We start from the raw sequence: 23,851 nt of genomic DNA, 5'->3' as shown, positions 1-23,851 counted from the left end.
AATAAGTTGCTGCATCAGAAGTTAGAAGGAGAAAAATATTATGACACTTGTCACTACATTGACGGCCATTGTGGTCGCGTTTATCATTTCAACATTATTGGGATTTGTTATTATTCCAGCCCTTAGGAGATTGAAGTTTGGGCAGAGTATCCGTGAGGAAGGTCCCAAAGCCCATCAGAAAAAGGCAGGTACACCTACGATGGGCGGGCTTATTTTCATCGGTTCAATTATCATTTCGACGCTTGCCCTTTCGTACATATATGACGTGCTGACGACACAGACGATTGTCTTGTTACTCGTTCTTGTAGGTTTTGGCATCATCGGTTTTCTAGATGATTTTATAATCGTCGTCTTGAAAAGGAATCTTGGGCTGACATCTATTCAAAAGCTGATTGGCCAAATTATCGTTGCGGTTGCTGCATTCTTCCTTTTGAAGTTAGGACCGTTCGATACTGCGGTACAAATTCCTTTCACAGAATTTGAAATTGAGCTTGGTGTATTCTATGTTGCATTCCTCGTTTTTTGGCTTGTCGGATTTTCCAATGCAGTAAATCTATCTGATGGATTGGATGGACTTGTTGCGGGGACATCATCTATCGCTTTTGCCGCATTTGGAGTTCATGCTCTTATATACGGACAACATGATATTGCGGTCTTTGCCTTTGTAGTTACAGGAGCAATGCTTGGTTTTTTAGTTTTCAATGTCAAGCCTGCAAAAGTTTTCATGGGGGATACAGGATCCTTAGCACTAGGTGGGGCACTCGCGATGATTTCGGTTTTGATTAAACAAGAATTCCTACTTGTCATCATTGGAATTGTTTATGTCATTGAAACGCTTTCTGTTATTATCCAAGTCATTAGTTTCAAAACGACGGGTAAACGGGTATTTAAAATGAGTCCGATTCACCATCATTTTGAATTATCGGGTTGGTCCGAGTGGAAAATTGTTATTGTTTTTTGGGGAGTCGCGTTTTTGGCGGCAATAGTCCCTGTCTTGTTGGAGGTGTTGTAAGTGAAAAATGCCAATCAGTTTAACGGAATGAAAATACTTGTTCTGGGTCTGGCGAAGAGTGGCTGTGCTGCATCATCGCTATTACATGCATCTGGTGCTCATGTAACGGTTAATGATGCATCACCTGAAGCAGGTAATGAAGAAGCGGCAGAGCTTCGCTCGAAAGGTATCCGTGTTATATGTGGTGGTCATCCTGCTGATATTCTTGACGCTGGATATGACATCGTTGTGAAAAATCCAGGCATCCCCTACAGTAATTCAGTTATTGTGGAAGCAATCGGCAAAGGAATTCCGGTGTGGACAGAAATTGAACTTGCTTCTAGGATAAGTGAAGCACCAATTGTAGGGATTACAGGATCGAACGGTAAAACAACAACAACAACGTTGCTGTACCATATGCTTAATATTGGCAATAAGCACCCACTAATCGCGGGAAATATTGGGACGGTCTCTTGTACTGTTGCCGAAAAAGCTACGCAAGACAACATCATCGTCCTTGAGGCCTCGTCCTTTCAACTAATGGGGATCGATACGTTCCAACCTAAAATAGCCATTTGGACGAATTTGTATGATGCACATCTCGATTATCATGGAACTTCTGAAGCGTACGCGGTGGCAAAATATGGCATCACAAAAAATCAAACAGCAGAAGATTACTTTATATATAACGATGATCAGCCGAAACTTCGAAAGTATGCTGCTCGTTCATCTGCTGTGAAAGTTCCTTTTTCTTTGACTGGAATGAAAGAAAACGGTATATCGGCTGATGATGAGCAAATATACTGGAATGGGAAACCTTATGTATTGCGATCCGTCATAAAGTTGCCGGGACAACATAATCTTGAAAACATTCTTGCTGCAACTGCGGCAGCAATTCTTTTAGGTTGTGACAAAAAAGCAATTGAGAGCGTGTTAAGTTCCTTTACTGGTGTTCGGCACCGGATGCAATTCGTTAAGGAATTACAAGGCCGGAAGTTTTACAATGACTCAAAAGCAACGAATACGCTAGCTACGAAAAGTGCATTAGCTGCGTTTGATGTACCGACTATTCTAATTGCTGGTGGATTGGATCGAGGCCAGTCATTTGAAGAGTTGCGCCCCTACATGAGTGATGTAAAAGCAGTCGTCGCTGTGGGAGAAACAGCCGGGAAGTTTGCGGAATTTGCAGCGTCATGCGGTATCGAAATCATTATGATGGCAGAAGATGTACAGGACGCTGTGCGAAAAGCTTATCCGCTTACTGTAGCGGGAGATATTATCCTGCTTTCACCCGCCTGTGCCAGTTGGGATCAGTACCCAAGTTTCGAAGCCAGGGGCGATCAGTTTATAGAAGCGGTTATGGAACTATAAGTCTCACCGGTGTTCGTTAAATACGGTATATAAACTAGCGTAGGCGCCTTACAGGGGGAGTCGAAGCAATAAGACTGCCAGTGATTTTCGGTCCGGCTTATTGTGGGAGGCATCCCCTAGCGCCAAGCGTTGTTGGTAGGATTCTTTATTTCAACATATCTATATAGTCATTTAGTTGATTCAGCAAATTTGCGGAAGGATGCGTTCACTGGAAGCTAAGTTGAAAACGTCATTTATCGTTTCTGCCGTAGCGCTATCATTCATCGGATTGGCTTTTGTCCATTCCGCCGGTTCGTATTGGGGGGCGGTGCATTATGCCGACTCCTCTCCGTTTATCGTGAAACAAGCAATTTATATGGCGGTGTCAATCGGCATTGCACTTGTAATTATGAAAAGCCCTCTGACATCGAGTCCGAAAACATGGACATTTGTATATTGGATGACAATCTTGTTACTCGTTGCTGTCCTTATTCCGGGGGTTGGCGCAATGCGGAACGGATCACAAAGCTGGATTGCACTTGGCCCGTTCAGTATTCAACCAGCCGAGTTCGTCAAAGTTGCACTTATTGGGAAACTGGCGTGCAGCTTGGACAAAATTCAAGGAAAAGGTATTTTTCAGTTTAGCCACTTTGGACTGATTCTGCTACCTGCTGCTCTTATCATGTTGCAACCCGATCTTGGTTCCGCTGTTATTATGATTGTCTCTGCGTTCGTTATTCTATTCATTGCAGGATACCCACTAAAATTTTTCGCTTTTCTTGGTTTTGCTGGAATAGGTGCTTTTGTTGCACTAATTGCCGCGGCGCCTTACAGATTGGATCGCATCAAATCGTATATCGACCCATGGAGTGATCCTCTTGGTAAGGGCTTCCAAGGAATTCAGTCGTTGTTTGCGATTGCGCCCGGAGGATTGGTGGGTCATGGTTACGGCAATAGCCGTCAGAAGTATCTCTATTTGCCCGAACCACAAAATGACTTTATTTTTTCGATTATCGCGGAAGAATCAGGATTCATTGGGGCGACGTTGGTATTGTTGCTGTTTACCGTTTTATTGGCATCAACTTTCGGAATTGCAATCAGAACGAAAGGACGATATGCATTTCTGATGGTTGCAGGCATGGGTTCAATGATCATTTTTCAAACGTTTTTGAATGTCGGTGTGGTATCAGGGCTTTTGCCTGTAACGGGTGTCACATTGCCTTTTATAAGCTATGGCGGCTCATCTTTGATGACGACGTGGATAGCGGCAGGGACCATCATGCATTTTACAGTGGGCAAAAAAACGAGTTGATAGAGGAGGGGCAAAATGGACAAAGTCATTGACATCGAAGAGCGAATTCCATCCTTGCGGGAAAAGCGTCGCAGAAAAACGAATAAAAAATTCCTGTTCATGTTGACTGTGTTTGTTGTTGCACTCCTAGCTATCCTTTATTTTCAATCACCCCTTAGTAAGCTAGAGACGATTAAGGTTAGTGGTGCCGTTCTACATGAGCAGGCATTTTATGAAGAAAAAAGTGGTTTAACAATAGACAACTCTCTTTGGAGCTTCAGTACCGGTGACATCGAAGAATCTATGGAGAAAATTGAAGGCGTACAAAAGGTATCGGTGTCACGGGAATGGTTTAGGAATATTGAAATCGTAATTACCGAATGGAAGACGATTGCCTACCTTGAAGACGGGGGACAATATAGTTTACTGTTAGAAAGTGGGGAAACGTTCCCAACCGGTATGTTGTTGCCTGAGGCTGAATCGCCTGTCTTAAATAATTTCAAAAACCCTGATACACTGAAGCGGATAACAGCACAGTTGCTGAAACTGGACGACACTGTCTATCACCTGATTTCAGAAATTATTGTTACAGGGGATGAAAAGGATTCGGATAGTATTACGGTCTATATGGACGATGGATTCGAGGTCCGCGCATTCATCTCAACGTTTGCTGAAAAAATGGCCTATTATCCAGATGTAACAGCCCAATTGAACAGTTATGAAAAAGGTGTAATAGATATGGAAGTTGGGACGTTTTTCACTCCTTTTAGTAAGGTATACGGGTTAGTAGAGGAGGAAGAGCCGATCGATGAAGAAGGTGAATGATGCATACAAAAAGAGGGGCAGAAGTATTCTTTTTTCAGTTGTATTTCTTGTGCTGGGTTTCATCCTCGCGTTTTCATATCGAACCCTCGGCATAAACCAGGAGAACGATAGTACCCAGTCGCCTGCATTTTACAAGGAAGAGGATTACCGAGAAGGACTAATCAGTCAGCAGGAACGAAATAAGGAACTGACCGATGAAATCGCCGCCAAGCAGGAAGAGATACGTGAGTATGAACGTTCTTTCTCCATGGGGGAGAAGGATCATGCCAGTCTCGTTGATGAGGCGAAAAATCTTCGCTTGCTGCTTGGTGCAATCCCTGCTATCGGACAAGGTCTCAAAGTTACTTTGAAAGATGCCGATTATGATCCTGTTGAACAGAACCCGAACGATTATATTGTTCATGAAAGTCATATACTTCGGGTCGTCAATGAATTAAGGATTTCAGGAGCGCAAGGATTAGCGATAAATGGACAACGAATTACATCAAACTCTTATATAAAATGCACAGGACCAGTCATTACGGTTGATGGAAGAACTTATCCGGCGCCATTTGTTATAGAGGCGATTGGTGATATGAACGTTCTTTCTTCAGCCTTACATTTAAAAGGTGGTGTGATCGACAGCCTGATCAGGGATAATATCGTGGTCACTACAGAACAATCAAAGGATATTAGGCTGTCGGCTTTGCGCAATGAGAGTTGAGTATTGGTGTAGGGGGTTGGACGGGTGAGAAAAACAATACATTGGAGATTCACGCTGATCTTGCTCCTTGTCGGGTTTATGACTGCCATCCAATTCAATTCGATGAAAAACCCAGAAGAACGAGATACGAGGGACATTTGGGCAATCCGTCAAGACCTGGCAAGTGAAAAGCAGTTTCACTCTGAATTGCTTTCTGAAATTCGGGAGTTGGACAAGACAATACTCACATACAAATCGTTAAATATAGAAAACACTGGAAGGGCGCTAACCCAAACAGTGGACAAGCTCTATCGGCAAGCGGGTGTTACTGACGTTGAAGGACCGGGCATTATTATCAAAGTTCGGCCAGCTGCTGAAAGTGTGGCCTTCGGTGTACCAATCACCGGAATATCTCCAGATCTACTCACTCGTTTTGTCAATGAGTTGAATCGTTTTAAAGGCCTCATTTTTGAAATTGATGGCAAACGATATACGATACTGAGCTCCATCAGAGATATTAATGGAATGACCACTGTGAATGGGTTGAATGTTTCAACACCGCCCTTTTCCATGAAAATCATTTCTCCGACCTTTGCAGACAGTGAAAAAGTATACAATTATTTAGTAGCCTCGGCGATTCACGATGACTTTTATCTGGATGATTTAATCCTTGAAGTTGGAAAACCAGAAATGGCGGTGGAAATCCGCGGTTATCCAGAAAGGCTGGAAAATCAGTTTTTAGAGGAATTGCCGAAAGGGGAATGACTTATGTGGTTACCATTACTTGGTCTTGTACTCGGAATTTCGATGGGTCTATTATCAGACATTCAAATTCCACAGGTATATGAAAATTACTTATCAATTGCTGTACTGGCTGCCCTTGATACGCTATTCGGGGGCATCAGGGCTCATTTACAGCAAGTATACGATGATAAGGTGTTTGTATCTGGATTCTTCTTTAACATAGTACTGGCGGCCGCACTGGCATTTTTAGGAGTGCATCTAGGAGTCGATTTATATCTTGCGGCAATTTTTGCATTCGGTGTAAGGTTATTCCAAAATATCGCCGTTATTAGAAGGATTTTGCTTGTTAAATGGGCAGAGCGAGGGAAAGTTACCAACACAAATGCACATTAATGAAGGGGTTTGAATAAGAGATGTCGAAAATATTTAGACAATGCACTCCCAATGCAATAGAATGGGAGTTAAGAGTTGATTTGGGAGGTGCCAGTAATTGAGCCAATCAGAATTATATGTATCACTTGATATAGGTTCTTCGTCAGTTAAGGTGTTAGTAGGTGAAGTGGATGGCGGATCCTTGCACGTTATCGGAGTTGGCAATGTTCAATCTGCGGGAATTCGGAAAGGGACAATCATCGATATTGATGCAACTGTCCAATCTATCCGAAAAGCGGTTGACCAGGCCGAAAGAATGATAGGGATGCAAATCCGTGAAGTCATTCTGGGCATTCCTGCAAATGGCGTTTCGTTACAGGACGTCAAAGGAGTTGTTGCAGTTAACTCGGAAAATCGTGAAATTACTGATGACGACCTCGATCGGGTTATGAAATCAGCGCAGGTCATGTCAGTTCCACCTGATCGGGAAATCGTTAACATCATTCCGAAACAATTTATTGTTGACGATTATGATGAAATAACGGATCCAAGGGGAATGATCGGTGTCCGGCTTGAAATGGACGGAACGCTTATTACTACATCAAAAACACTTATTCATAATATACTACGCTGCGTGGAACGAGCAGGTCTTGTAATCCAAGAAATCTACTTGCAACCGCTTGCTGCCGGTACGTTTGCTCTGACGAATGATGAAAAGAATCACGGCAGTGCATTTATTGATATCGGTGGTGGTTCTACCACAGTCTCCATTTTTGGCGAAAACCGATTCATGGCGACAGCAGTCATACCAGTTGGCGGGGATCATATTACAAAAGATCTTTCAATTATTTTGAAAACGCCAACTGAGCAGGCAAGAAAAATTAAGCATCAGTATGGACATGCTTTCTCAGATGATGCATCGGATGATGAATTGTTTGAAGTACCTGTCATTGGTGCTGATTCAAAAGATCAGTACAGCCAAAGATACATATCGGAAATTATCGGTGTTCGGCTTGAAGAACTTTTTGATCTCGTTCTGGAAGAGCTGTACCGCATGGGCGTACATGATTTACCAGGTGGAGTCGTATTGACCGGTGGTATAACGAAGATGGATGGTATCCTACAATTAGCAAGACATGTGTTGAAAACAAGGGTCCGTATTCATACACCAGAGTATATCGGGGTTAGAGAACCGATGTATGCAACTGCGGTAGGACTTATACGCTATGCACATATGCAAGATTCTTATTTTGGTCATGTCCCTGAGTCAGCGACAGTTTCGGCTTCTGATAATCATACGCCGGCTCCGGTCAACAAGAAAAAGTCAGTAGACCGGAACAAAGAAAAGAAACCTGGTATTTTAGATAAAGCAAAGAAAGTCTTTGACAATTTCTTCGAATGATTCAATGAACAACTGTATGAAATGGACTAGGAGGAGAGACGATGCTAGAATTCGATACGAATGTTGACGCGTTAGCAGTCATCAAAGTAATTGGTGTAGGTGGTGGCGGTAATAATGCTGTAAATAGAATGATTGAACATGGTGTGCAAGGTGTGGAATTTATCGCAGTTAATACAGATGCTCAGGCACTAAACCTTTCGACTGCTGAAGTGAAGTTACAAATAGGTGGCAAATTGACACGCGGACTTGGGGCAGGTGCGAATCCGGAAGTTGGTAAAAAAGCTGCCGAAGAAAGCAGAGAACAAATCGAAGAAGCATTGCGCGGATCTGATATGGTGTTCGTTACTGCAGGTATGGGCGGTGGAACAGGTACTGGGGCTGCTCCAGTCATCGCACAAATTGCGAAAGATTTGGGTGCACTGACTGTTGGTGTTGTTACTAGGCCGTTCACTTTTGAAGGACGAAAACGCCAGACACAGGCAATCGGCGGTATAACATCTATGAAAGAATCTGTGGATACACTAATCGTCATACCAAATGATAAATTGCTTGAAATTGTAGATAAAAATACGCCAATGCTCGAAGCTTTCCGTGAAGCCGATAATGTGCTACGTCAAGGGGTTCAAGGTATTTCCGACTTGATCGCTGTACCTGGACTTATCAACTTAGACTTTGCAGACGTTAAGACAATCATGTCCAATAAAGGCTCTGCTCTTATGGGAATCGGGATGTCTACGGGAGAAAATCGTGCGGCTGAAGCGGCGAAAAAAGCCATTTCAAGCCCACTACTCGAAACGTCAATCGACGGTGCAAAAGGTGTACTTATGAATATCACAGGCGGTTCAAACTTGAGCCTATTCGAAGTACAGGAAGCTGCAGATATCGTTGCTTCAGCTTCAGATGAAGATGTGAATATGATTTTCGGTTCTGTCATCAATGACAACTTGAAGGATGAAATTATCGTAACAGTCATTGCAACAGGCTTCAGCGAAGAGCAGCTTACCGTATCTCGTCCTGCAAGAAGCCCGGGCTTCGGTGCAAGTCGTACACAACCGCCAACGCGTGAGCAGCAACCGCCAACTCAACAGCCACCAACACGTGAGCGTAGCAGAGAGGAAGCGCCACAGTTCCAACAACCGGAACCAACACGCCAACCTCAAGGTAATCAACAAGATGACACGCTCGATATTCCGACGTTTTTACGCAATCGTCGTCGTTAATAATGATGTAAGACCAAAAGCTTTCCAAAAAGTGCAACCGCGCTTTCTGGAAAGCTTTTTTTACGTTTAGTTAGCTATGAAGTGGATTAGGTGATGTCTGATTATTGTTGGCATGCTGCCCGATTATATAACGGGCTAAGTGATCAAAAAGCATGACTGACCGATCATATAACGGGCCAAACAATCAAAAAGCGTGGCCGACCGATCATATAACAGGTCAAGCAATCAAAAAGTATGGCCGACCGATCATATAACAGGCCAAGCGATCAAAAAGCATGTCTGCTCGATCATATAACGGGCCAACCAATCAAAAAGCATGTTGACCGATCATATAACAGGCCAAGCAATCAAAAAAAATGCTAACCAATCATATAACGAGCCAAGCAATCATAAAGCATGCTGCCCGATCATATTACGAGCGAACCGATCAAAAAGCATGTCTAGCCGATCATATAACGTGCCAACCAATCAAAAAGCATGTCTAACCAATCATATAACAGGCCAACCAATCATATACCCCGATTAACCGATCATATCTCTTCATTCAACTAACTAAAACGCTCGATATCTAAAATCGAATCCTGTCGATTTCTTTTTTTTGTCTGCCCCTAGTTCCGACAAACATTTTACGCCATAGGTGCTATCGTTGTTGTCAGGGAGGGCGGCTTATGTATGGGGAACTCATTGTAGGAGTGAATATGCTATTCAATTATGCAATTCTTTCATTCGCCAACAAAGTAGGAAACGTACAAGCCGCCCGCGGACGATTATTGTTCGCCTCTTTTGCGGGTGCGATGCCTGTCGTTATTTTTCCATCATCGGTGAGTGTTTTGGTTTTATCTTTTATTTGCATGACTGTTTGCGCTTTTGGAAAGGCTTTTGAGCTGTGGAAAAAATCTGCGACAATGGTTTTGATAGGGGCGGTATTTGCTGGTGGTTTACTAACGGCTTTTCAATATCGCATCCATATGTCCAGTTCAGCGTTTACAGTTCTTGCCTATGCAGTTGTCGCATACATTTCTCTTTATTTCATGAGGAAAAAATGGCTTGATGTCAGAACTGCACGCCATGTTTCCGAGCTTCGTGCTTCTTCAGTTCTCTCTATTTGGGGTGCTGAAGTAGAGGTTGATGTATTCGTCGATTCGGGTAACGGTTGCACGGAGCCATTGTCTGGTTCTCCAGTCCATTTTGTTTCGTTAAAGGTGCTGGAAAAGCATATACCGGAAGATTTGATGAAGCCTTTGCTTGCTTGGAATCCTCAAGGAACACCTTCAATGTCGGAGTTTCCTGAGGGCTATCACAAACAAATAAGGCTGATTCGGTTAGTAACGGTGCAAGGACAGTCTTGGGCAGTTGGTTTTCGATTCAAGCAATGGGTTTTAGGAGAAGGGAACGTGCTGCAACCTGGTTATATTGTAGTGACAAAGAATGATCGTCGTTATCCGGACGGTGCGGGAGCAATCTTGCATGTATCCGCAATGGAGTCATTAAACGGGGAGAGGGGAACTGCTTATGCTGTATAAATTTAGAAAATGGATGTCGATAATCACTAGCTTTTTTAAAAGGAAAAGCGGCACATACTATATCGGAGGTCATGAGTCCCTTCCAAAGCCGTTGACCCGGGAAGAAGAAGCAATAACAATCCAAGCATTTATGGAAGGCGATATGAACGCGCGTGACAGACTAATTGAAAAAAACCTTCGTCTTGTTGTTTACATTGCACGTCGTTTTGATAACACAAATACACATATTGAAGATCTTATCAGTATAGGTGCAATCGGACTTATAAAGGCAATCGAAACTTTTAAGACCGACAAAAACATCAAGTTAGCCACATATGCATCCCGCTGTATTGAAAATGAGATTCTGATGCATCTTCGAAAAACAAACAAAACACGATCTGAGATTTCTTTTGATGAACCGTTAAATTCAGATGCGGACGGTAATGAATTACTATTATCGGATATTCTTGGCACAGATGAGCATATTATCATTGATGATGTCGAAAGAAAAATCGAGCGCCAGCATATGATTGAAGCAATTACGAGTCTCGATGAACGAGAGCGTTATATTATGGAATGCCGTTTCGGTTTGACGGGACAAGAGGAAATGACACAGAAAGAAGTAGCAGAACTGCTTGGGATTTCTCAATCCTATATTTCACGGCTCGAAAAAAAAATCATCTCGGAACTGCGTGAAAGCTTGAATCATCCGATTGCATAATGGGTGAAATTGGCGATGCGAATTTCCGCATATTCTGGACGACTGCGGACAGACTATCTTGTACAGTCATCTACAGAATGCGGAGGAAAAGCTAATGGTGCGTACAAGAGTTGAAATTTGTGGAATCGATACGTCCGAATTGCCGTTACTCACAAACGACGTGATGAAAGCAACGTTTATCAGGTTACAGAGCGGAGATCATGCAGCAAGGGAAGAGCTCGTCATTGGCAATTTGCGTCTCGTCCTAAGTCTGGTCCAAAGATTCGCATACAGGGGGGAACAAGCGGATGATTTATTTCAAGTCGGATGTATCGGCTTGCTTAAATCAATTGACAACTTCGATTTGAAACATAATGTCAGATTTTCAACATACGCAGTCCCGATGATTATTGGAGAAATTAAAAGACATCTACGTGATCATCATTCAATACGAGTATCAAGATCACTTCGAGATACCGCTTATAAGGCAATAAGAGCGAAAGAGCAGTTCATTAATGATAATCAAAGAGAACCGAGAATATCGGATTTGTCTGAAGCAACAGGTATACCCGCCGATGATATTCTCTTTGCCCTTGATGCAATTCAAGATCCAATGTCCCTTCATGAGCCTATGAACGGTGACGGCGGTGATCCAGTATTTATGATGGATCAAATACAGGACAAAACGGTTTCAGAAGAACGGTGGCTGACGTATGTATCTGTTAAAGAAACTGTATCTAGTATGGATGAAAGACAACAATCAATTCTTTCAAAACGTTTTTATTTGGGACAAACGCAGACCGAAATCGCTAAGGAACTAGGCATTTCACAAGCCCAGATTTCCCGATTGGAGAAGAGTGCAGTTCAAACCATTCGGGAAGGGATGGAACAATAATGATAAATGTAACGCAATGTGCTAACTGCATTGCGTTTTTTCTCGTGCCTATGTGCATATATTCATTGTAAGGAGGGATTTTATGAGGTTTTCAGAAATACAAAAAAAAGAAGTTATCGACGCTACTAAGGGAACGTTCCTTGGATTCGTCCAGGATGCAACAATTGACACTGTAACTGGAAAAGTTGAATCCTTGCACGTAGGTGGTGGAGAACGGAACAGTTTTTTTGATACAAAAGACAAGGATACGAAAAAGGTCAATCTTAAAGAGATTACAACAATCGGTAAAGATATTGTGCTTGTGGGCAAAAAGAATGCAGAAAAATGATTCATTATTGATATGTTCAGCCTAGGTTGGTACAATGAAGTGAAAGATTGAGGAAAAGTAGTGATTATAATGGGAAATCTACAGCAACGAATACAAAAAATCGAACAAGATATACAAGCAACTTGTGACCGAGTAGGTCGAAACAGATCTGAAATTACGGTCGTTGCTGTTACGAAGGAAGTTTCGACAGCAAGAACATCTGCGGTGCTGGAAGAAAACATCCGACATCTTGGCGAAAATCGACCTGAAGGCCTACTAGGGAAACAGGAAACGATACAAAGTGGTGCCATCTGGCATTTCATCGGTAATGTTCAAAGCAGAAAAGTGAAAGAAATCATCAATCGAATTGACTATTTACATTCTGTTGATCGAATGAGTTTGGTTAAGGAAATTCATAAGCGTTCCAATCATGTTGTTGATTGTTTCATTCAAGTGAATGTTTCTGGTGAATCAAGTAAATCAGGTGTAACACCAGCTGAACTTGATAGCTTTATTGAAGATGTGGCGGCTTATGATAAAATTCGAATTATAGGTTTAATGACAATGGCTCCTTTCACAAAGGATATGGATGAGATTCGTTCCGTATTCCGCTCGTTAAGGGAGCTTCGAGACGGCATCTCGGCAAAAAAATTGCCACATGCACCTTGTACTCAATTGTCCATGGGAATGTCAAATGATTTCATTATCGCTATTGAAGAAGGTGCAACTCATGTAAGAATCGGGACTGCACTTGTCGGAGCAGAAAGCGAGGGAGACGTATGAGCATTAAAAACAAGTTTGAGAAATGGTTTTACCTAGACGATGAAGAAAAAGAAGTACAAGAACAGCCACGCCGGGAAGAACAGCGTCCTGCGCAGGAGCAGCCACGCAGCAGAGCACCAATGAGGAAGCAAGTAGCAGGCGAACCACAACAGTCAGCAACGGTTGTCAGCTTGCAAAGTGTCCAAAAGTCTTCCAAAGTTATTCTTATTGAGCCCCGTGTCTATGCGGAGGCGCAAGACATTTCTGAACACTTGAAAAATAAGCGTGCAGTTGTTGTGAATTTACAGCGAATTGAGCGTGATCAAGGAATTCGAATTGTCGATTTCCTAAGCGGTACTGTTTATGCGCTTGGAGGAGACATCCAGCGAATAGGAACTGATATTTTCCTTTGCGTACCGGAGAATGTGGAAGTTGCTGGTGCAATCTCCGATTATTTTGAACGATAGAAATTGAATGAGGTGTACCAACAGAATGGAAAATATTTTAGGGTTAATTTATCAAGGAATAACAGGAGCAATATCGATTTACTCAATACTTCTTATTATCTATATACTAATGTCATGGATACCTGCTTCTCGTGAAACTAAGTTTGGTATAATACTTGGGAAGATTACCGAGCCTTATTTAGGGTTTTTCAGAAAATTCATTCCACCTCTTGGAATGATTGATATTTCACCAATCGTTGGTATATTTGCGTTGAGGTTTATCTCTGATGGCGTTGAAGCAATATTTATGATGTTGTTATAAAATGATTACGTCGTCCTCACTTATGTGAGGATTTTTCTATAAGGAGCCGGAGAAATGGAAACTATACTACAGCATTTCAGAAAAGATGAACAGCCTTTCATCGAAATGGCGATTGGCTGGATACGTGAAGTGGAAGATACTTATTCACCAAAACTAACAGGATTCTTGGATCCTAGGCAGCAGCGCATTGTAGAATCTCTTGCGGGCAGTTCGATGCTATTGGTCGGATTGTACGGAGCTTTTCCGGAAGCGGAAAGACGAAGAGTTCTTATCTATCCAGATTATTATGTACCAGAACCAGTCGATTATCGAATAGCTATTTTTGATGTGAAGTATGCTTCTAAGTTTTTGCAACTTGATCACAAGGACATCCTGGGCTCGATGATGTCATTAGGCATCGACCGTTCGAAATTCGGGGACATCCGAGTGGTTGGTGATCAAGTCCAGTTTGCGGTCGCAGATGAGTTAAAGGATTATATGACGGCTAATTTTTTATCGATTGGGAAAGCGAAAGTGACGGTTGAAGAAAGTAATCGTCCGGAAGACTGGATTGTCACGACAGATACATGGACAGAGGAAATGCATATCGTTAGTTCATTACGACTCGATGTAGTAACAGCGGCATTAGTAACTATTCCACGCCAAAAAGCGGCGACGCTTGTGCATGGGGAAAAAGTGAAAGTGAATTGGGCTGTTAGGGATCAGCCTGCATTTGAACTTCAAGAGTCAGATATGATATCAATTAGAGGTTCTGGCCGTTTTAAAGTGATCGCAATTGAAGGAAGAACGCGTAAAGATAAAATTCGTCTCATTGTTGGGAAATTAGAATGACTTGTCCCGCATTAACGGGCAGGCCGACTAAAATCGCCACGTCCTGTGGCAACGTCGGCATTAGTACATCCTGTACGTCATAAGCCCCCAATTTTAAGACTTATCCTTAGCGCGGAAGCGTAAGTGGGGGCAACTGCCCGTAAAAGCCCGATTGGTTCGGGCCAACAGGATGTTGGTCACTCAGATGTTGCCGCAGGACGCGGCGTTCGTAATCTGAGTTCCTTAACAATCAATGGAATGGAACTTCTCCATTGATTGAAGTTTCACTTTATCAGATTATAGTTTGAAAAAGAACTGTTATCTGATGCCTTAACATGTATAATAGAGAATGAATAAGTTAAAGGGGAGATGCTTTAAATGGCTTTATCACCACTTGATATACATAATAAAGAATTTGCCAATAAGTTTCGTGGATATGATGAAGATGAAGTAAATGAGTTTTTGGAACAAATCATGAAAGATTTTGAAAATATACTTGAAGAAAACAAAACATTGAAAAGCAATTTGAAACAATCAGAAGAACAGGTCTCCCATTTTAACTCAATCGAGCAAACGCTACAAAAATCGATTCTTATCGCTCAGGAAGCTGCGGAAGACGTTCGTCGCAACTCTATGAAAGAATCGAAATTGATTGTCAAGGAAGCAGAAAAAAATGCGGATCGAATTGTCAATGAGGCACTTTCCCGCGCGCGTAGAATTTCTGTGGAAATTGAAGATCTTAAGAAACAGTCGAAGGTTTTCCGTACACGTTTTAAAATGCTCATTGAAGCGCAACTTGATCTGATTCAGTCAGATGATTGGGACGTTTTACTTGAGTATGAAATCGATGCGGAACGTTTAGAAATGGCAGCCGACCTGGATTCATAAGGAAACTTGACTTTAGTCTTAATTCACACATATACTTATAGGCATATATTTAGAACAGGCGTTGAAAGAGAAAGTACCTTCCAAATCTGAGAATAGCGAGCCGGGGGCGGTGGAAGCCCGGTCAACGGATTGGAAATGAAAATCACTCTCGAGCTGGATTGCGGAATAATTTACGTGATCCCGGAAACACCCCGTTATGGTGTCTGAGTGGTAGCAAATTCGTTTGCTACAAGTAGGGTGGTAACGCGAGAATAATTCTTCGTCCCTTTTTAGGGGTGGGGATTTTTTTATTTTTGCCTGTGCCTTGTGTCTACAGGATGTAGGTATGGGGTCTTAGCCACAGGACGTGGCTAAGGCTGCGATCCTTTTGCGCTTTTCTATTTTAAAGGAGGAAAAAACATGGAGTACAAAGATACATTACTTATGCCGAAAACAGAATTCCCGATGAGAGGTAACTTACCTAACAAAGAGCCATTACTGCAAGAAAAATGGGCAGAGATGGACATTTATAAAAAAGTACAGGAACGAACTGCGGGTCGCCCGTTCTTCGTATTACACGATGGTCCTCCATATGCGAATGGTGATCTTCATATGGGTCACGCCATGAACAAAGTATTGAAAGATATGATTATCCGCCACAAATCAATGACAGGTTTCCACGCGCCATACGTTCCAGGCTGGGATACACATGGACTGCCGATTGAACAGGCATTAGTGAACAAAGGCGTAAAAAGAAAAGAAATGTCAGTAGCAGAATTCCGTAAAATGTGTGAGGAATATGCGCTTGGCCAGATTGACAATCAGCGTAGCCAGTTCAAACGGATTGGTGTACGTGGCGATTGGGATAATCCATATATCACGCTAAAACCAGCTTTTGAGGCGCGTCAAATTCAAGTGTTTGGTGAAATGGCTAAAAAAGGATATATCTATAAAGGATTGAAACCAGTTTATTGGTCACCATCAAGTGAATCTGCACTTGCTGAGGCGGAAATCGAGTACCAGGATAAGAAATCACCATCTATCTATGTTAGTTTCCCTGTGAAAGATGGACTTGGCGTAATTGATGAAGATGTTAACTTCTTAATCTGGACGACAACTCCATGGACGATTCCTGCAAACCTTGGGATTTCTGTCCATCCGGAATTTGAATACGTTATTGTTAAAGCGGGAGAAGAGAAATTCCTTATCGCTAAAGATTTACTTACGTTTGTCGCAGAAGAACTTGGCTGGGAAGACCATGTTGTTGAGCGTGAACTGAAAGGTTCTGAACTCGACCGTGTTGTTGCGAAGCACCCATTGTATGACCGCGATTCGCTTGTTATGCTCGGTGATCATGTTACAGCCGAAGCGGGTACTGGATGTGTCCATACAGCTCCAGGCCACGGGGAAGACGACTTCTACGTGTCTAAATCATATGGTATTGATGCCCTTTCTCCTATCGATGATCGCGGTGTTATGACTGATGAAGCGCCAGGCTTCGAAGGTCTGTTTTATGAAGATGCAAATAAAGCAGTTACAGAGGCACTCGACAAAGTGGGCGCGCTTAAGAAATTATCATTCATCACCCACTCGTATCCACACGATTGGCGCACGAAAAAACCGGTTATTTACCGCGCGACTGCACAATGGTTCGCTTCAATTGAATCGTTCCGTACCGAATTACTTGATGCTATCAAAAATACGAAATTCACACCTTCATGGGGCGAAACAAGATTGTATAACATGGTTCGAGACCGTGGTGACTGGTGTATTTCACGTCAGCGTGTATGGGGTGTTCCAATTCCAGTGTTTTACGCTGAAAACGGTGAACCAATCATTACAGATGAAACAATTGCCAACGTTTCGGAATTGTTCCGTGAAAACGGATCGAATGTCTGGTTCGAACGAGAAGCAAAAGATTTACTGCCAGAAGGTTTCACCCACGAAGGCAGTCCGAACGGAGAGTTTACAAAAGAGACGGACATCATGGACGTTTGGTTCGATTCAGGCTCAACACACCAAGGTGTGCTAGTAGAACGGGATGATCTCGTTTACCCGGCGGACCTGTATCTTGAAGGATCTGACCAATACCGTGGATGGTTTAACTCATCACTCACGACAAGCGTTGCCATCAATGGCCATGCACCATATAAAGGCTTGCTAAGCCATGGTTTCACTCTTGACGGAGAAGGACGTAAAATGAGTAAATCAATCGGGAACGTAATCATTCCCGCAAAAGTAATGAACCAGCTTGGTGCAGACATTCTTCGCCTGTGGGTATCATCTGTTGATTACACAGCGGATGTACGGGTTTCTGATTCTAACTTCAAGCAAGTTTCTGAAGTATATAGAAAAATTCGTAACACACTGCGTTTCCTACACGGCAATACATCAGATTTCAATCCGGCTACAGATGCTGTGGCATTTGAAAATCTGCGTACAGTAGACAAATTTGTCTATGTGAGACTACAGGATTTGATCAAAGAAGTGCGTGAAGCTTATGAAAACTACGAATTCGCTGGTGTTTATCATGCAGTGAATAACTTCTGTACAGGTGAATTGAGCTCGTTCTACCTAGATATCGCCAAAGACGTTGTCTACATCGAAGGTGCAGATCATCCACATCGTCGTGCGATGCAAACAGTGATGTATGAAACGCTGATTGCGCTGTTGAAATTGTTAACACCTATTGTGCCGCATACGACAGATGAAATGTGGGCATTTATCGAGCACAAGACCGAAGAAAGTATTCAGCTGACAGATATGCCAGAAGCACAAGATCTTGGACAAGAAGCACAGGCATTGCGTGAGCGTTTCGCAACATTGATGCTTGTTCGTGACGATGTTTTGAAGGCACTGGAAGAAGCGCGTAATAGTAAAATTATCGGGAAATCGCTTGAAGCGAAAGTAACGGTTGCTGTCCCTGAAAAACTGGCAGATGTATTCGCAGCGGATGATATTGACTTCGCACAATTCTTTATCGTATCGAAGTTTGCTGAAGGAGATATCGCTAACATGCCGGAAGGTACTTTGAAACTGGATGCTGTAAGTGTTCTTGTTGAAAATGCAGATGGCGAAAAATGTGAGCGTTGCTGGACGATTTCTGAAACAATCGGCTCAGACGAAACACACCCTACTCTATGTACACGTTGTGCAGAAGTTGTAAAAGTGCATTATTCGTAAAATCATCAAACTGTAAGCCGCTGCTGCTGTCTTTATATAAGACTGGTTGCAGCGGTTTTTTAAAAGGTAAGAAAGCATAAGTTTTTTTACATGGATCGGTGTCTAGACTCCAGACGCCAGCCCCTGGGCCCCCACGAAGGGGGTCATGCAGTCTTTGCGACAGGAAGTCGCGACTTTAGACTGCCTTCCTTTCGCTTCATTCTTGCTGAAAAGGCATAGTACGCCTTTATCATCAAGACTTCCAGCGCTTGTCGGGGCTAAACGGCGCCTTGCGCTTTTCTTATATTACTCATTTAGCGTTGAAACGCGCTCATATAGGTGTCGATGTGGTAAAATGGAACGTAATCTGTCGGACGGGGGTATTTGGATTGTTCATTTATTACGGATTAGCGGCATTCGTCATTATTTTGGATCAGTTTACGAAATGGCTAGTCGTTAAAAACATGGAGCTCGGCGAAAAAATTAGCATTGCAGATCCTTATTTAGGGCTTCTTTCTCATCGCAACAAGGGAGCCGCTTGGGGTATGCTTGAAGGACAAATGTGGTTATTTTATATTGTCACAGTTGCCGTTGCAATTGGTATTATTTATTTCTTCCATAAAGAAGCGAAAGGGCAACCGCTCTTTGGATTCAGTTTAATGTTTCTTCTTGGTGGTGCGATTGGTAATTTTATCGATCGTCTGTGGCGCAAGGAAGTTGTCGATTTTGTCGATGTCACAATCCCGGTTATCAACTACGATTTTCCAATCTTTAATGTTGCAGATGCAGCGTTAACGGTCGGTGTGATTATGATCATCATTCATATTATTATGGATGAAAAAAAGAACAAGAAAAAGGTGTCGTAATGGAAAAAATAGAAATTGAAATAACTGAAGAACACAAAGGAAGCCGAATAGACAAAGCTTTGTCTGCAGTCAATCCTGAATGGTCACGTACGCAAATTCAATCATGGCTGAAAGACAGCCTTGTTCTAGTAAGCGGAATTCAAGTGAAACCTAATTATAAAGTAAGACTGGGAGATATAGTGACGGTGGAAGAACCTGAACTGGAAGTGCTTGACATGGTTGCTGAGGAATTAAATCTCGATATCGTCTATGAAGATAAGGACGTACTCGTTGTCAATAAAGCGCGTGGCATGGTTGTTCATCCTGCGCCAGGTCATCCATCAGGAACGGTCGTAAATGGTCTTATGCACCACTGCACGGACCTTTCAGGTATTAACGGAGTGGTGCGCCCAGGGATTGTCCATCGTATTGATAAAGATACGTCAGGGCTTTTGATGGTCGCGAAAAATGATAAGGCACATGTATCGTTAGTAGACCAGCTTGTGAACAGGTCAGTAACGCGTGTTTATACTGCACTTGTCCATGGCCATATACCACATGATAATGGAACAATTGACGCGCCAATCGGCCGTGATCAACGGGAACGACAAAATATGGCTATCGTTGATAAAGGAAGGCATGCGGTAACGCACTTCAAAGTAATCGAACGGTTCGGGGATTATACGCTTGTCGAATGCAGATTAGAAACAGGCAGAACGCATCAAATTCGGGTGCATATGAAATATATTGGTTATCCACTTGTTGGAGATCCGAAATATGGACCGAAAAAAACACTTCAATTTAATGGACAAGTATTGCATGCAGGTACGCTCGGTTTTGATCATCCCGTAACAGGTGAGTACTTGGAATTCAACAGTCCTCTACCTGAAGACTTTAAAGACTTGGTTGATGAAGTTAGGAAAAGCGTTGACAAAACAGAAGAGTAAATTGTATACTGAACGAAGCAATTGAATAGCGATACCTTTAACATCAGTCCAGAGAGGCTGGGAAGGTTGCACGGAAGTACAGTCAAACTGCTGCGCGCAGTTTCTATGTACATTTATTTCTGCACGTATACCCTCCCGCCATCCTAGGCCGGGAGGGTTTTTTATGTCTAGCAACAGGCGCCAGACTCTCGGGTCATAAGTCAGACCAGCTACACGGCAAAGAACGCCGCTTCGCCGATCCGTCTTATGCCTGTCGCGGGCCTACAGGATGTAGGTCACGCAGACGTTGCCACACGATGTGGCGAACTTAGGCTGTGTTCACTTGACGGCGCCTTACGCTTTTCATATAGGAGAATATCCAAGCCAATCGGCTCCTGGAAGGCATTTGACCGAAAGACAGAAGTAAACAAGGAAATGGAGGATGTTGAAATGACGGAAAAAGCAAATATTCTAGATGAACAGGCAATTGGCAGGGCGGTTACCCGAATTGCACACGAAATAATTGAACGCAACAAAGGAATTGACGCTTGTATTCTTGTCGGCATCAAAACACGCGGTGCTTTCTTAGCGAAAAGACTTGCTGAAAAGATTGAACTTATCGAAGGAAAACCGATTAAAGCCGGTGAACTTGATATCACACTATATAGGGATGACCTCACGTTGAAACATAGTAACAATGAACCGCTTGTTCAGCAGGTAGACATCAAGCATGACGTGACAGATATGAAAGTAATTTTGGTAGACGACGTTCTCTATACAGGTAGAACAGTTCGGGCAGCGATGGATGCAGTTATGGACCTTGGAAGACCAGCATCAATCCAACTAGCAGTACTTGTTGACCGTGGTCACCGTGAATTGCCAATACGACCAGACTTCGTCGGTAAAAACATCCCAACTTCAAGTGATGAGCGAGTCGTCGTGAGTGTAGAAGAAACAGATGGCAAAGATAGCGTGTCGATTCATTCTAAATAGTAGCGAAGGTGCCTTATAAGGGGATTCTTTATCTCAACATAATATGAATACAAAATAAAGTAATCCGCACGGGGGTATTGGCAATGGATGAAAAAGTGTTAGATGTGCATGAAAAACCGGCACCAGCTAGGTGGATTATCCTTAGTTTACAACATATGTTTGCCATGTTTGGAGCAACAATATTAGTACCTCAGCTCGTCGGATTAAGTCCGGCAATCGCCCTTCTGACAAGTGGTATTGCAACAATCGTCTTTATCCTTGTTACACGATTCCAAGTGCCGGCGTACTTAGGCTCATCTTTCGCCTTCATTATCCCGATACAAGTCGCAACTCAAACGGGTGGAATTGGCAGTGCGATGATAGGAAGCATGTTTGTGGCACTTGTCTACGGAATTATTTCATTGCTCATTTGGAAAACGGGCTACAATTGGATCATGAAAGTTTTGCCACCGATTGTTGTAGCGCCTGTCATCATCGTAATTGGACTGGCACTTTCACCAACTGCAATCAGCATGGCAAGTACCATCCAAGTTGGAGATGAAAAGGTATATAACCTGCTTCATTTCTCGGCTGCACTTGTTACGCTAGCAGCTGCTATCATCTGCCTCATGTTTTTCAAGGGAATCATTAGCTTAATGCCAATCCTAATCGGCATCATCGTCGGTTACATTTACTCGGCTTTCATCGGGATCTTAGATTTTACAAAAGTTACGGAAGCAAAGTGGTTTGAATTTCCGGAAATGTTAATTCCAGGTGTGGATTATGATTTCGTCATTACACCTACACTGCTCTTTCTTATGGTGCCAATAGCAATTGTCACAATATCGGAGCATATCGGCCATCAACTTGTCCTTGGACGAATCGTTGGAAGAGATTACATAAAAAATCCAGGATTGAACCGCTCATTACTAGGTGATGGACTTGGAACACTCATAAGTGGTCTTGCAGGAGGTCCACCTAAAACGACATACGGTGAAAATATCGGTGTTCTTGCGCTTACTCGAGTTTACAGTGTCTATGTCATTTTAGGAGCTGCTGTTTTCGCCATAGCCTTCTCCTTCTTAGGAAAAGTGATGGCATTGATTGCGACGATTCCGACGGCAGTGCTCGGCGGGGTTTCAATTCTCTTGTTCGGAATTATTGCTTCATCTGGTTTGCGCATGCTCGTGGATCACAAAATTGATTTTGGCAGCCAGCGTAATCTTGTCATCGCCTCAGTCATTCTAGTCATTGGAATCGGGGGGGCGAGCATCGAATTTAGTGATACTTTCCAAATTGAAGGAATGGCCCTAGCGGCAATTATCGGTGTGATACTCAACTTGGTCCTGCCGGGGAGAACAAATGAAAGTCTAGTTGACGAAAAAGAATAGAAAACCTTTTAACACTGTTCCGAGAGTCAGGGAAAGGTTCGTTTGACACCCATTCTGCACAATAAGTGTAGGGTTTGGATTGTCATACCTAACGAGCCTTTCCGTTTATCGGGAAGGCTCGTTTTTCAATATGTCTAGGCTTCAGCACCCAGGCCATTAAGCTTTTCAATAAAAGGAGGACAAACCAGATGCAGCATCTTGTTTCGATGAAACACCTGACTGAAGAAGAAATTATGGCAATCCTTGATCGTGCTGATACATTCAAAAAACGTGGAGTCCGAGAATTGCCCGGGAAATATAGTGTCAGTAACTTATTTTTTGAACCGAGCACACGAACAAAAATGAGTTTTGAAATGGCACAACGGAAACTCGGACTTGATGTATTGCCATTCGAATCCAGCTTCTCTAGTACATTAAAAGGAGAAACGCTTTATGACACAGTCAAAACGCTCGAAGCAATAGGTGTCGATGCACTTGTTATCCGTCATCCCGAAGATGGTTACTATGAGCAGTTGATTGGTAGAACGTCAGTTTCTATCATTAATGGAGGAGACGGTTCAGGTCAGCATCCGACTCAATCACTGCTGGATTTATTCACAATTAAAGAAGAGTTTGGTTCATTTCAAGGATTGAACGTACTGATTACAGGGGATATCACACATAGCCGAGTTGCACGGTCCAATGCCGATGCTCTGACGAAGCTTGGCGCAAACGTGACATTCCTTTGCCCGGCTGAATGGGCAGGCGAATTCAACAGTGTGGATTCGTGGGATGAAGTGATTAAAAACAGTGATGTGGTTATGCTGCTACGGGTTCAACATGAAAGACACGAGGCAGAAATAACTTTTGCTGGTGAAAGTTATCATGAAAGATACGGCCTGACAGAAGCCCGCGAGCAGCTAATGAAAGAAAATGCAATCATCATGCATCCCGGACCATTTAACCGAGGTGTGGAAATAGCAGATACCTTAATCGAATGTCCGAAATCACGGATTTTCAAACAAATGGAAAATGGTGTATACATACGGATGGCCGTATTAGAAACAGTATTGAAAGGGAGGAATTGA

At 42.8% G+C, this 23,851-nt stretch carries 24 protein-coding genes and 1 other annotated feature; all 24 genes read left to right on the top strand.

Annotated features, from left to right (window positions below; translation table 11 throughout):
• Positions 1 to 40: 40 nt before the first annotated feature.
• The 24 genes from mraY (at position 41) to MKY15_RS01290 (ending at position 23,851) form a co-directional block, all read left to right on the top strand.
• Positions 41 to 1,012, top strand: a complete 972-nt coding sequence (gene mraY, locus MKY15_RS01405; protein ID WP_067211472.1) for a phospho-N-acetylmuramoyl-pentapeptide-transferase — start codon at positions 41 to 43, stop codon at positions 1,010 to 1,012.
• Positions 1,013 to 1,039: 27 nt separating this feature from the next.
• Positions 1,040 to 2,362, top strand: a complete 1,323-nt coding sequence (murD, locus tag MKY15_RS01400; protein ID WP_067214024.1) for a UDP-N-acetylmuramoyl-L-alanine--D-glutamate ligase — start codon at positions 1,040 to 1,042, stop codon at positions 2,360 to 2,362.
• A gap of 199 nt (positions 2,363 to 2,561) precedes the next feature.
• Complete coding sequence (gene ftsW / locus MKY15_RS01395; protein ID WP_067211470.1) at positions 2,562 to 3,653, top strand: putative lipid II flippase FtsW; 1,092 nt, start codon at positions 2,562 to 2,564, stop codon at positions 3,651 to 3,653.
• A gap of 15 nt (positions 3,654 to 3,668) precedes the next feature.
• Positions 3,669 to 4,457, top strand: coding sequence for a cell division protein FtsQ/DivIB (locus tag MKY15_RS01390; protein WP_342538789.1), 789 nt, complete (start codon positions 3,669 to 3,671; stop codon positions 4,455 to 4,457).
• Entirely contained in the window at positions 4,441 to 5,160 is a 720-nt protein-coding gene (locus tag MKY15_RS01385) for a DUF881 domain-containing protein (RefSeq protein ID WP_342538788.1), read from the top strand. The genes MKY15_RS01390 and MKY15_RS01385 overlap by 17 nt, the downstream gene beginning before the upstream one ends.
• A gap of 24 nt (positions 5,161 to 5,184) precedes the next feature.
• On the top strand, positions 5,185 to 5,904 hold the full coding sequence (locus MKY15_RS01380) for a DUF881 domain-containing protein (RefSeq protein WP_067211465.1): 720 nt from the start codon (positions 5,185 to 5,187) through the stop codon (positions 5,902 to 5,904).
• A 3-nt stretch (positions 5,905 to 5,907) separates the two neighbouring features.
• Entirely contained in the window at positions 5,908 to 6,276 is a 369-nt protein-coding gene (locus tag MKY15_RS01375) for a small basic family protein (RefSeq protein WP_067211463.1), read from the top strand.
• Between the two features lie 97 nt (positions 6,277 to 6,373).
• Positions 6,374 to 7,657, top strand: coding sequence for a cell division protein FtsA (gene ftsA, locus MKY15_RS01370; RefSeq protein WP_067211461.1), 1,284 nt, complete (start codon positions 6,374 to 6,376; stop codon positions 7,655 to 7,657).
• A gap of 41 nt (positions 7,658 to 7,698) precedes the next feature.
• Positions 7,699 to 8,877: a cell division protein FtsZ gene (gene ftsZ, locus MKY15_RS01365; protein ID WP_067211458.1), complete on the top strand. Its 1,179-nt coding sequence runs from the start codon at positions 7,699 to 7,701 to the stop codon at positions 8,875 to 8,877.
• Positions 8,878 to 9,545: 668 nt separating this feature from the next.
• Positions 9,546 to 10,400 carry a sigma-E processing peptidase SpoIIGA gene (locus MKY15_RS01360; RefSeq protein WP_342538786.1) on the top strand — a complete coding sequence of 285 codons (855 nt, stop codon included), beginning with the start codon at positions 9,546 to 9,548 and terminating at the stop codon, positions 10,398 to 10,400.
• Positions 10,390 to 11,100 carry an RNA polymerase sporulation sigma factor SigE gene (sigE, locus tag MKY15_RS01355; protein WP_082786644.1) on the top strand — a complete coding sequence of 237 codons (711 nt, stop codon included), beginning with the start codon at positions 10,390 to 10,392 and terminating at the stop codon, positions 11,098 to 11,100. Before MKY15_RS01360 ends, sigE begins: the two co-directional genes overlap by 11 nt.
• 94 nt (positions 11,101 to 11,194) lie before the next feature.
• The gene (gene sigG / locus MKY15_RS01350) at positions 11,195 to 11,974 is read left to right on the top strand and encodes an RNA polymerase sporulation sigma factor SigG (RefSeq protein WP_067211453.1); all 780 of its coding nucleotides are present in this window, start codon (positions 11,195 to 11,197) and stop codon (positions 11,972 to 11,974) included.
• 82 nt (positions 11,975 to 12,056) lie between these two features.
• Positions 12,057 to 12,302 carry a YlmC/YmxH family sporulation protein gene (locus MKY15_RS01345; RefSeq protein WP_067211451.1) on the top strand — a complete coding sequence of 82 codons (246 nt, stop codon included), beginning with the start codon at positions 12,057 to 12,059 and terminating at the stop codon, positions 12,300 to 12,302.
• A 69-nt stretch (positions 12,303 to 12,371) separates the two neighbouring features.
• Positions 12,372 to 13,064: a YggS family pyridoxal phosphate-dependent enzyme gene (locus MKY15_RS01340; RefSeq protein ID WP_067214021.1), complete on the top strand. Its 693-nt coding sequence runs from the start codon at positions 12,372 to 12,374 to the stop codon at positions 13,062 to 13,064.
• Complete coding sequence (locus MKY15_RS01335; RefSeq protein WP_067211448.1) at positions 13,061 to 13,510, top strand: cell division protein SepF; 450 nt, start codon at positions 13,061 to 13,063, stop codon at positions 13,508 to 13,510. Before MKY15_RS01340 ends, MKY15_RS01335 begins: the two co-directional genes overlap by 4 nt.
• A gap of 25 nt (positions 13,511 to 13,535) precedes the next feature.
• On the top strand, positions 13,536 to 13,811 hold the full coding sequence (locus MKY15_RS01330; protein WP_340740442.1) for a YggT family protein: 276 nt from the start codon (positions 13,536 to 13,538) through the stop codon (positions 13,809 to 13,811).
• Between the two features lie 54 nt (positions 13,812 to 13,865).
• A complete protein-coding gene (locus MKY15_RS01325) occupies positions 13,866 to 14,642 on the top strand; it encodes an RNA-binding protein (RefSeq protein ID WP_342538785.1) in 777 nt (258 codons plus the stop codon).
• A 357-nt stretch (positions 14,643 to 14,999) separates the two neighbouring features.
• On the top strand, positions 15,000 to 15,509 hold the full coding sequence (locus tag MKY15_RS01320; RefSeq protein ID WP_067211441.1) for a DivIVA domain-containing protein: 510 nt from the start codon (positions 15,000 to 15,002) through the stop codon (positions 15,507 to 15,509).
• Positions 15,510 to 15,561: 52 nt separating this feature from the next.
• Positions 15,562 to 15,779 (top strand) — a binding site (T-box leader).
• Between the two features lie 129 nt (positions 15,780 to 15,908).
• The gene (gene ileS / locus MKY15_RS01315; RefSeq protein ID WP_342538784.1) at positions 15,909 to 18,671 is read left to right on the top strand and encodes an isoleucine--tRNA ligase; all 2,763 of its coding nucleotides are present in this window, start codon (positions 15,909 to 15,911) and stop codon (positions 18,669 to 18,671) included.
• A gap of 368 nt (positions 18,672 to 19,039) precedes the next feature.
• Entirely contained in the window at positions 19,040 to 19,516 is a 477-nt protein-coding gene (gene lspA, locus MKY15_RS01310; RefSeq protein ID WP_067211436.1) for a signal peptidase II, read from the top strand.
• Positions 19,516 to 20,442 carry an RluA family pseudouridine synthase gene (locus MKY15_RS01305; protein ID WP_067211434.1) on the top strand — a complete coding sequence of 309 codons (927 nt, stop codon included), beginning with the start codon at positions 19,516 to 19,518 and terminating at the stop codon, positions 20,440 to 20,442. Before lspA ends, MKY15_RS01305 begins: the two co-directional genes overlap by 1 nt.
• Before the next feature lie 429 nt (positions 20,443 to 20,871).
• Complete coding sequence (pyrR, locus tag MKY15_RS01300; protein ID WP_067211431.1) at positions 20,872 to 21,414, top strand: bifunctional pyr operon transcriptional regulator/uracil phosphoribosyltransferase PyrR; 543 nt, start codon at positions 20,872 to 20,874, stop codon at positions 21,412 to 21,414.
• 83 nt (positions 21,415 to 21,497) lie between these two features.
• The gene (locus MKY15_RS01295; protein ID WP_342538782.1) at positions 21,498 to 22,784 is read left to right on the top strand and encodes a solute carrier family 23 protein; all 1,287 of its coding nucleotides are present in this window, start codon (positions 21,498 to 21,500) and stop codon (positions 22,782 to 22,784) included.
• Between the two features lie 188 nt (positions 22,785 to 22,972).
• Positions 22,973 to 23,851, top strand: coding sequence for an aspartate carbamoyltransferase catalytic subunit (locus MKY15_RS01290; protein WP_342538781.1), 879 nt, complete (start codon positions 22,973 to 22,975; stop codon positions 23,849 to 23,851).

Source organism: Sporosarcina sp. FSL K6-1540 (assembly GCF_038620285.1).
GTDB lineage: Bacteria > Bacillota > Bacilli > Bacillales_A > Planococcaceae > Sporosarcina > Sporosarcina psychrophila.
This window is presented reverse-complemented; position numbering and strand designations above follow the sequence as displayed.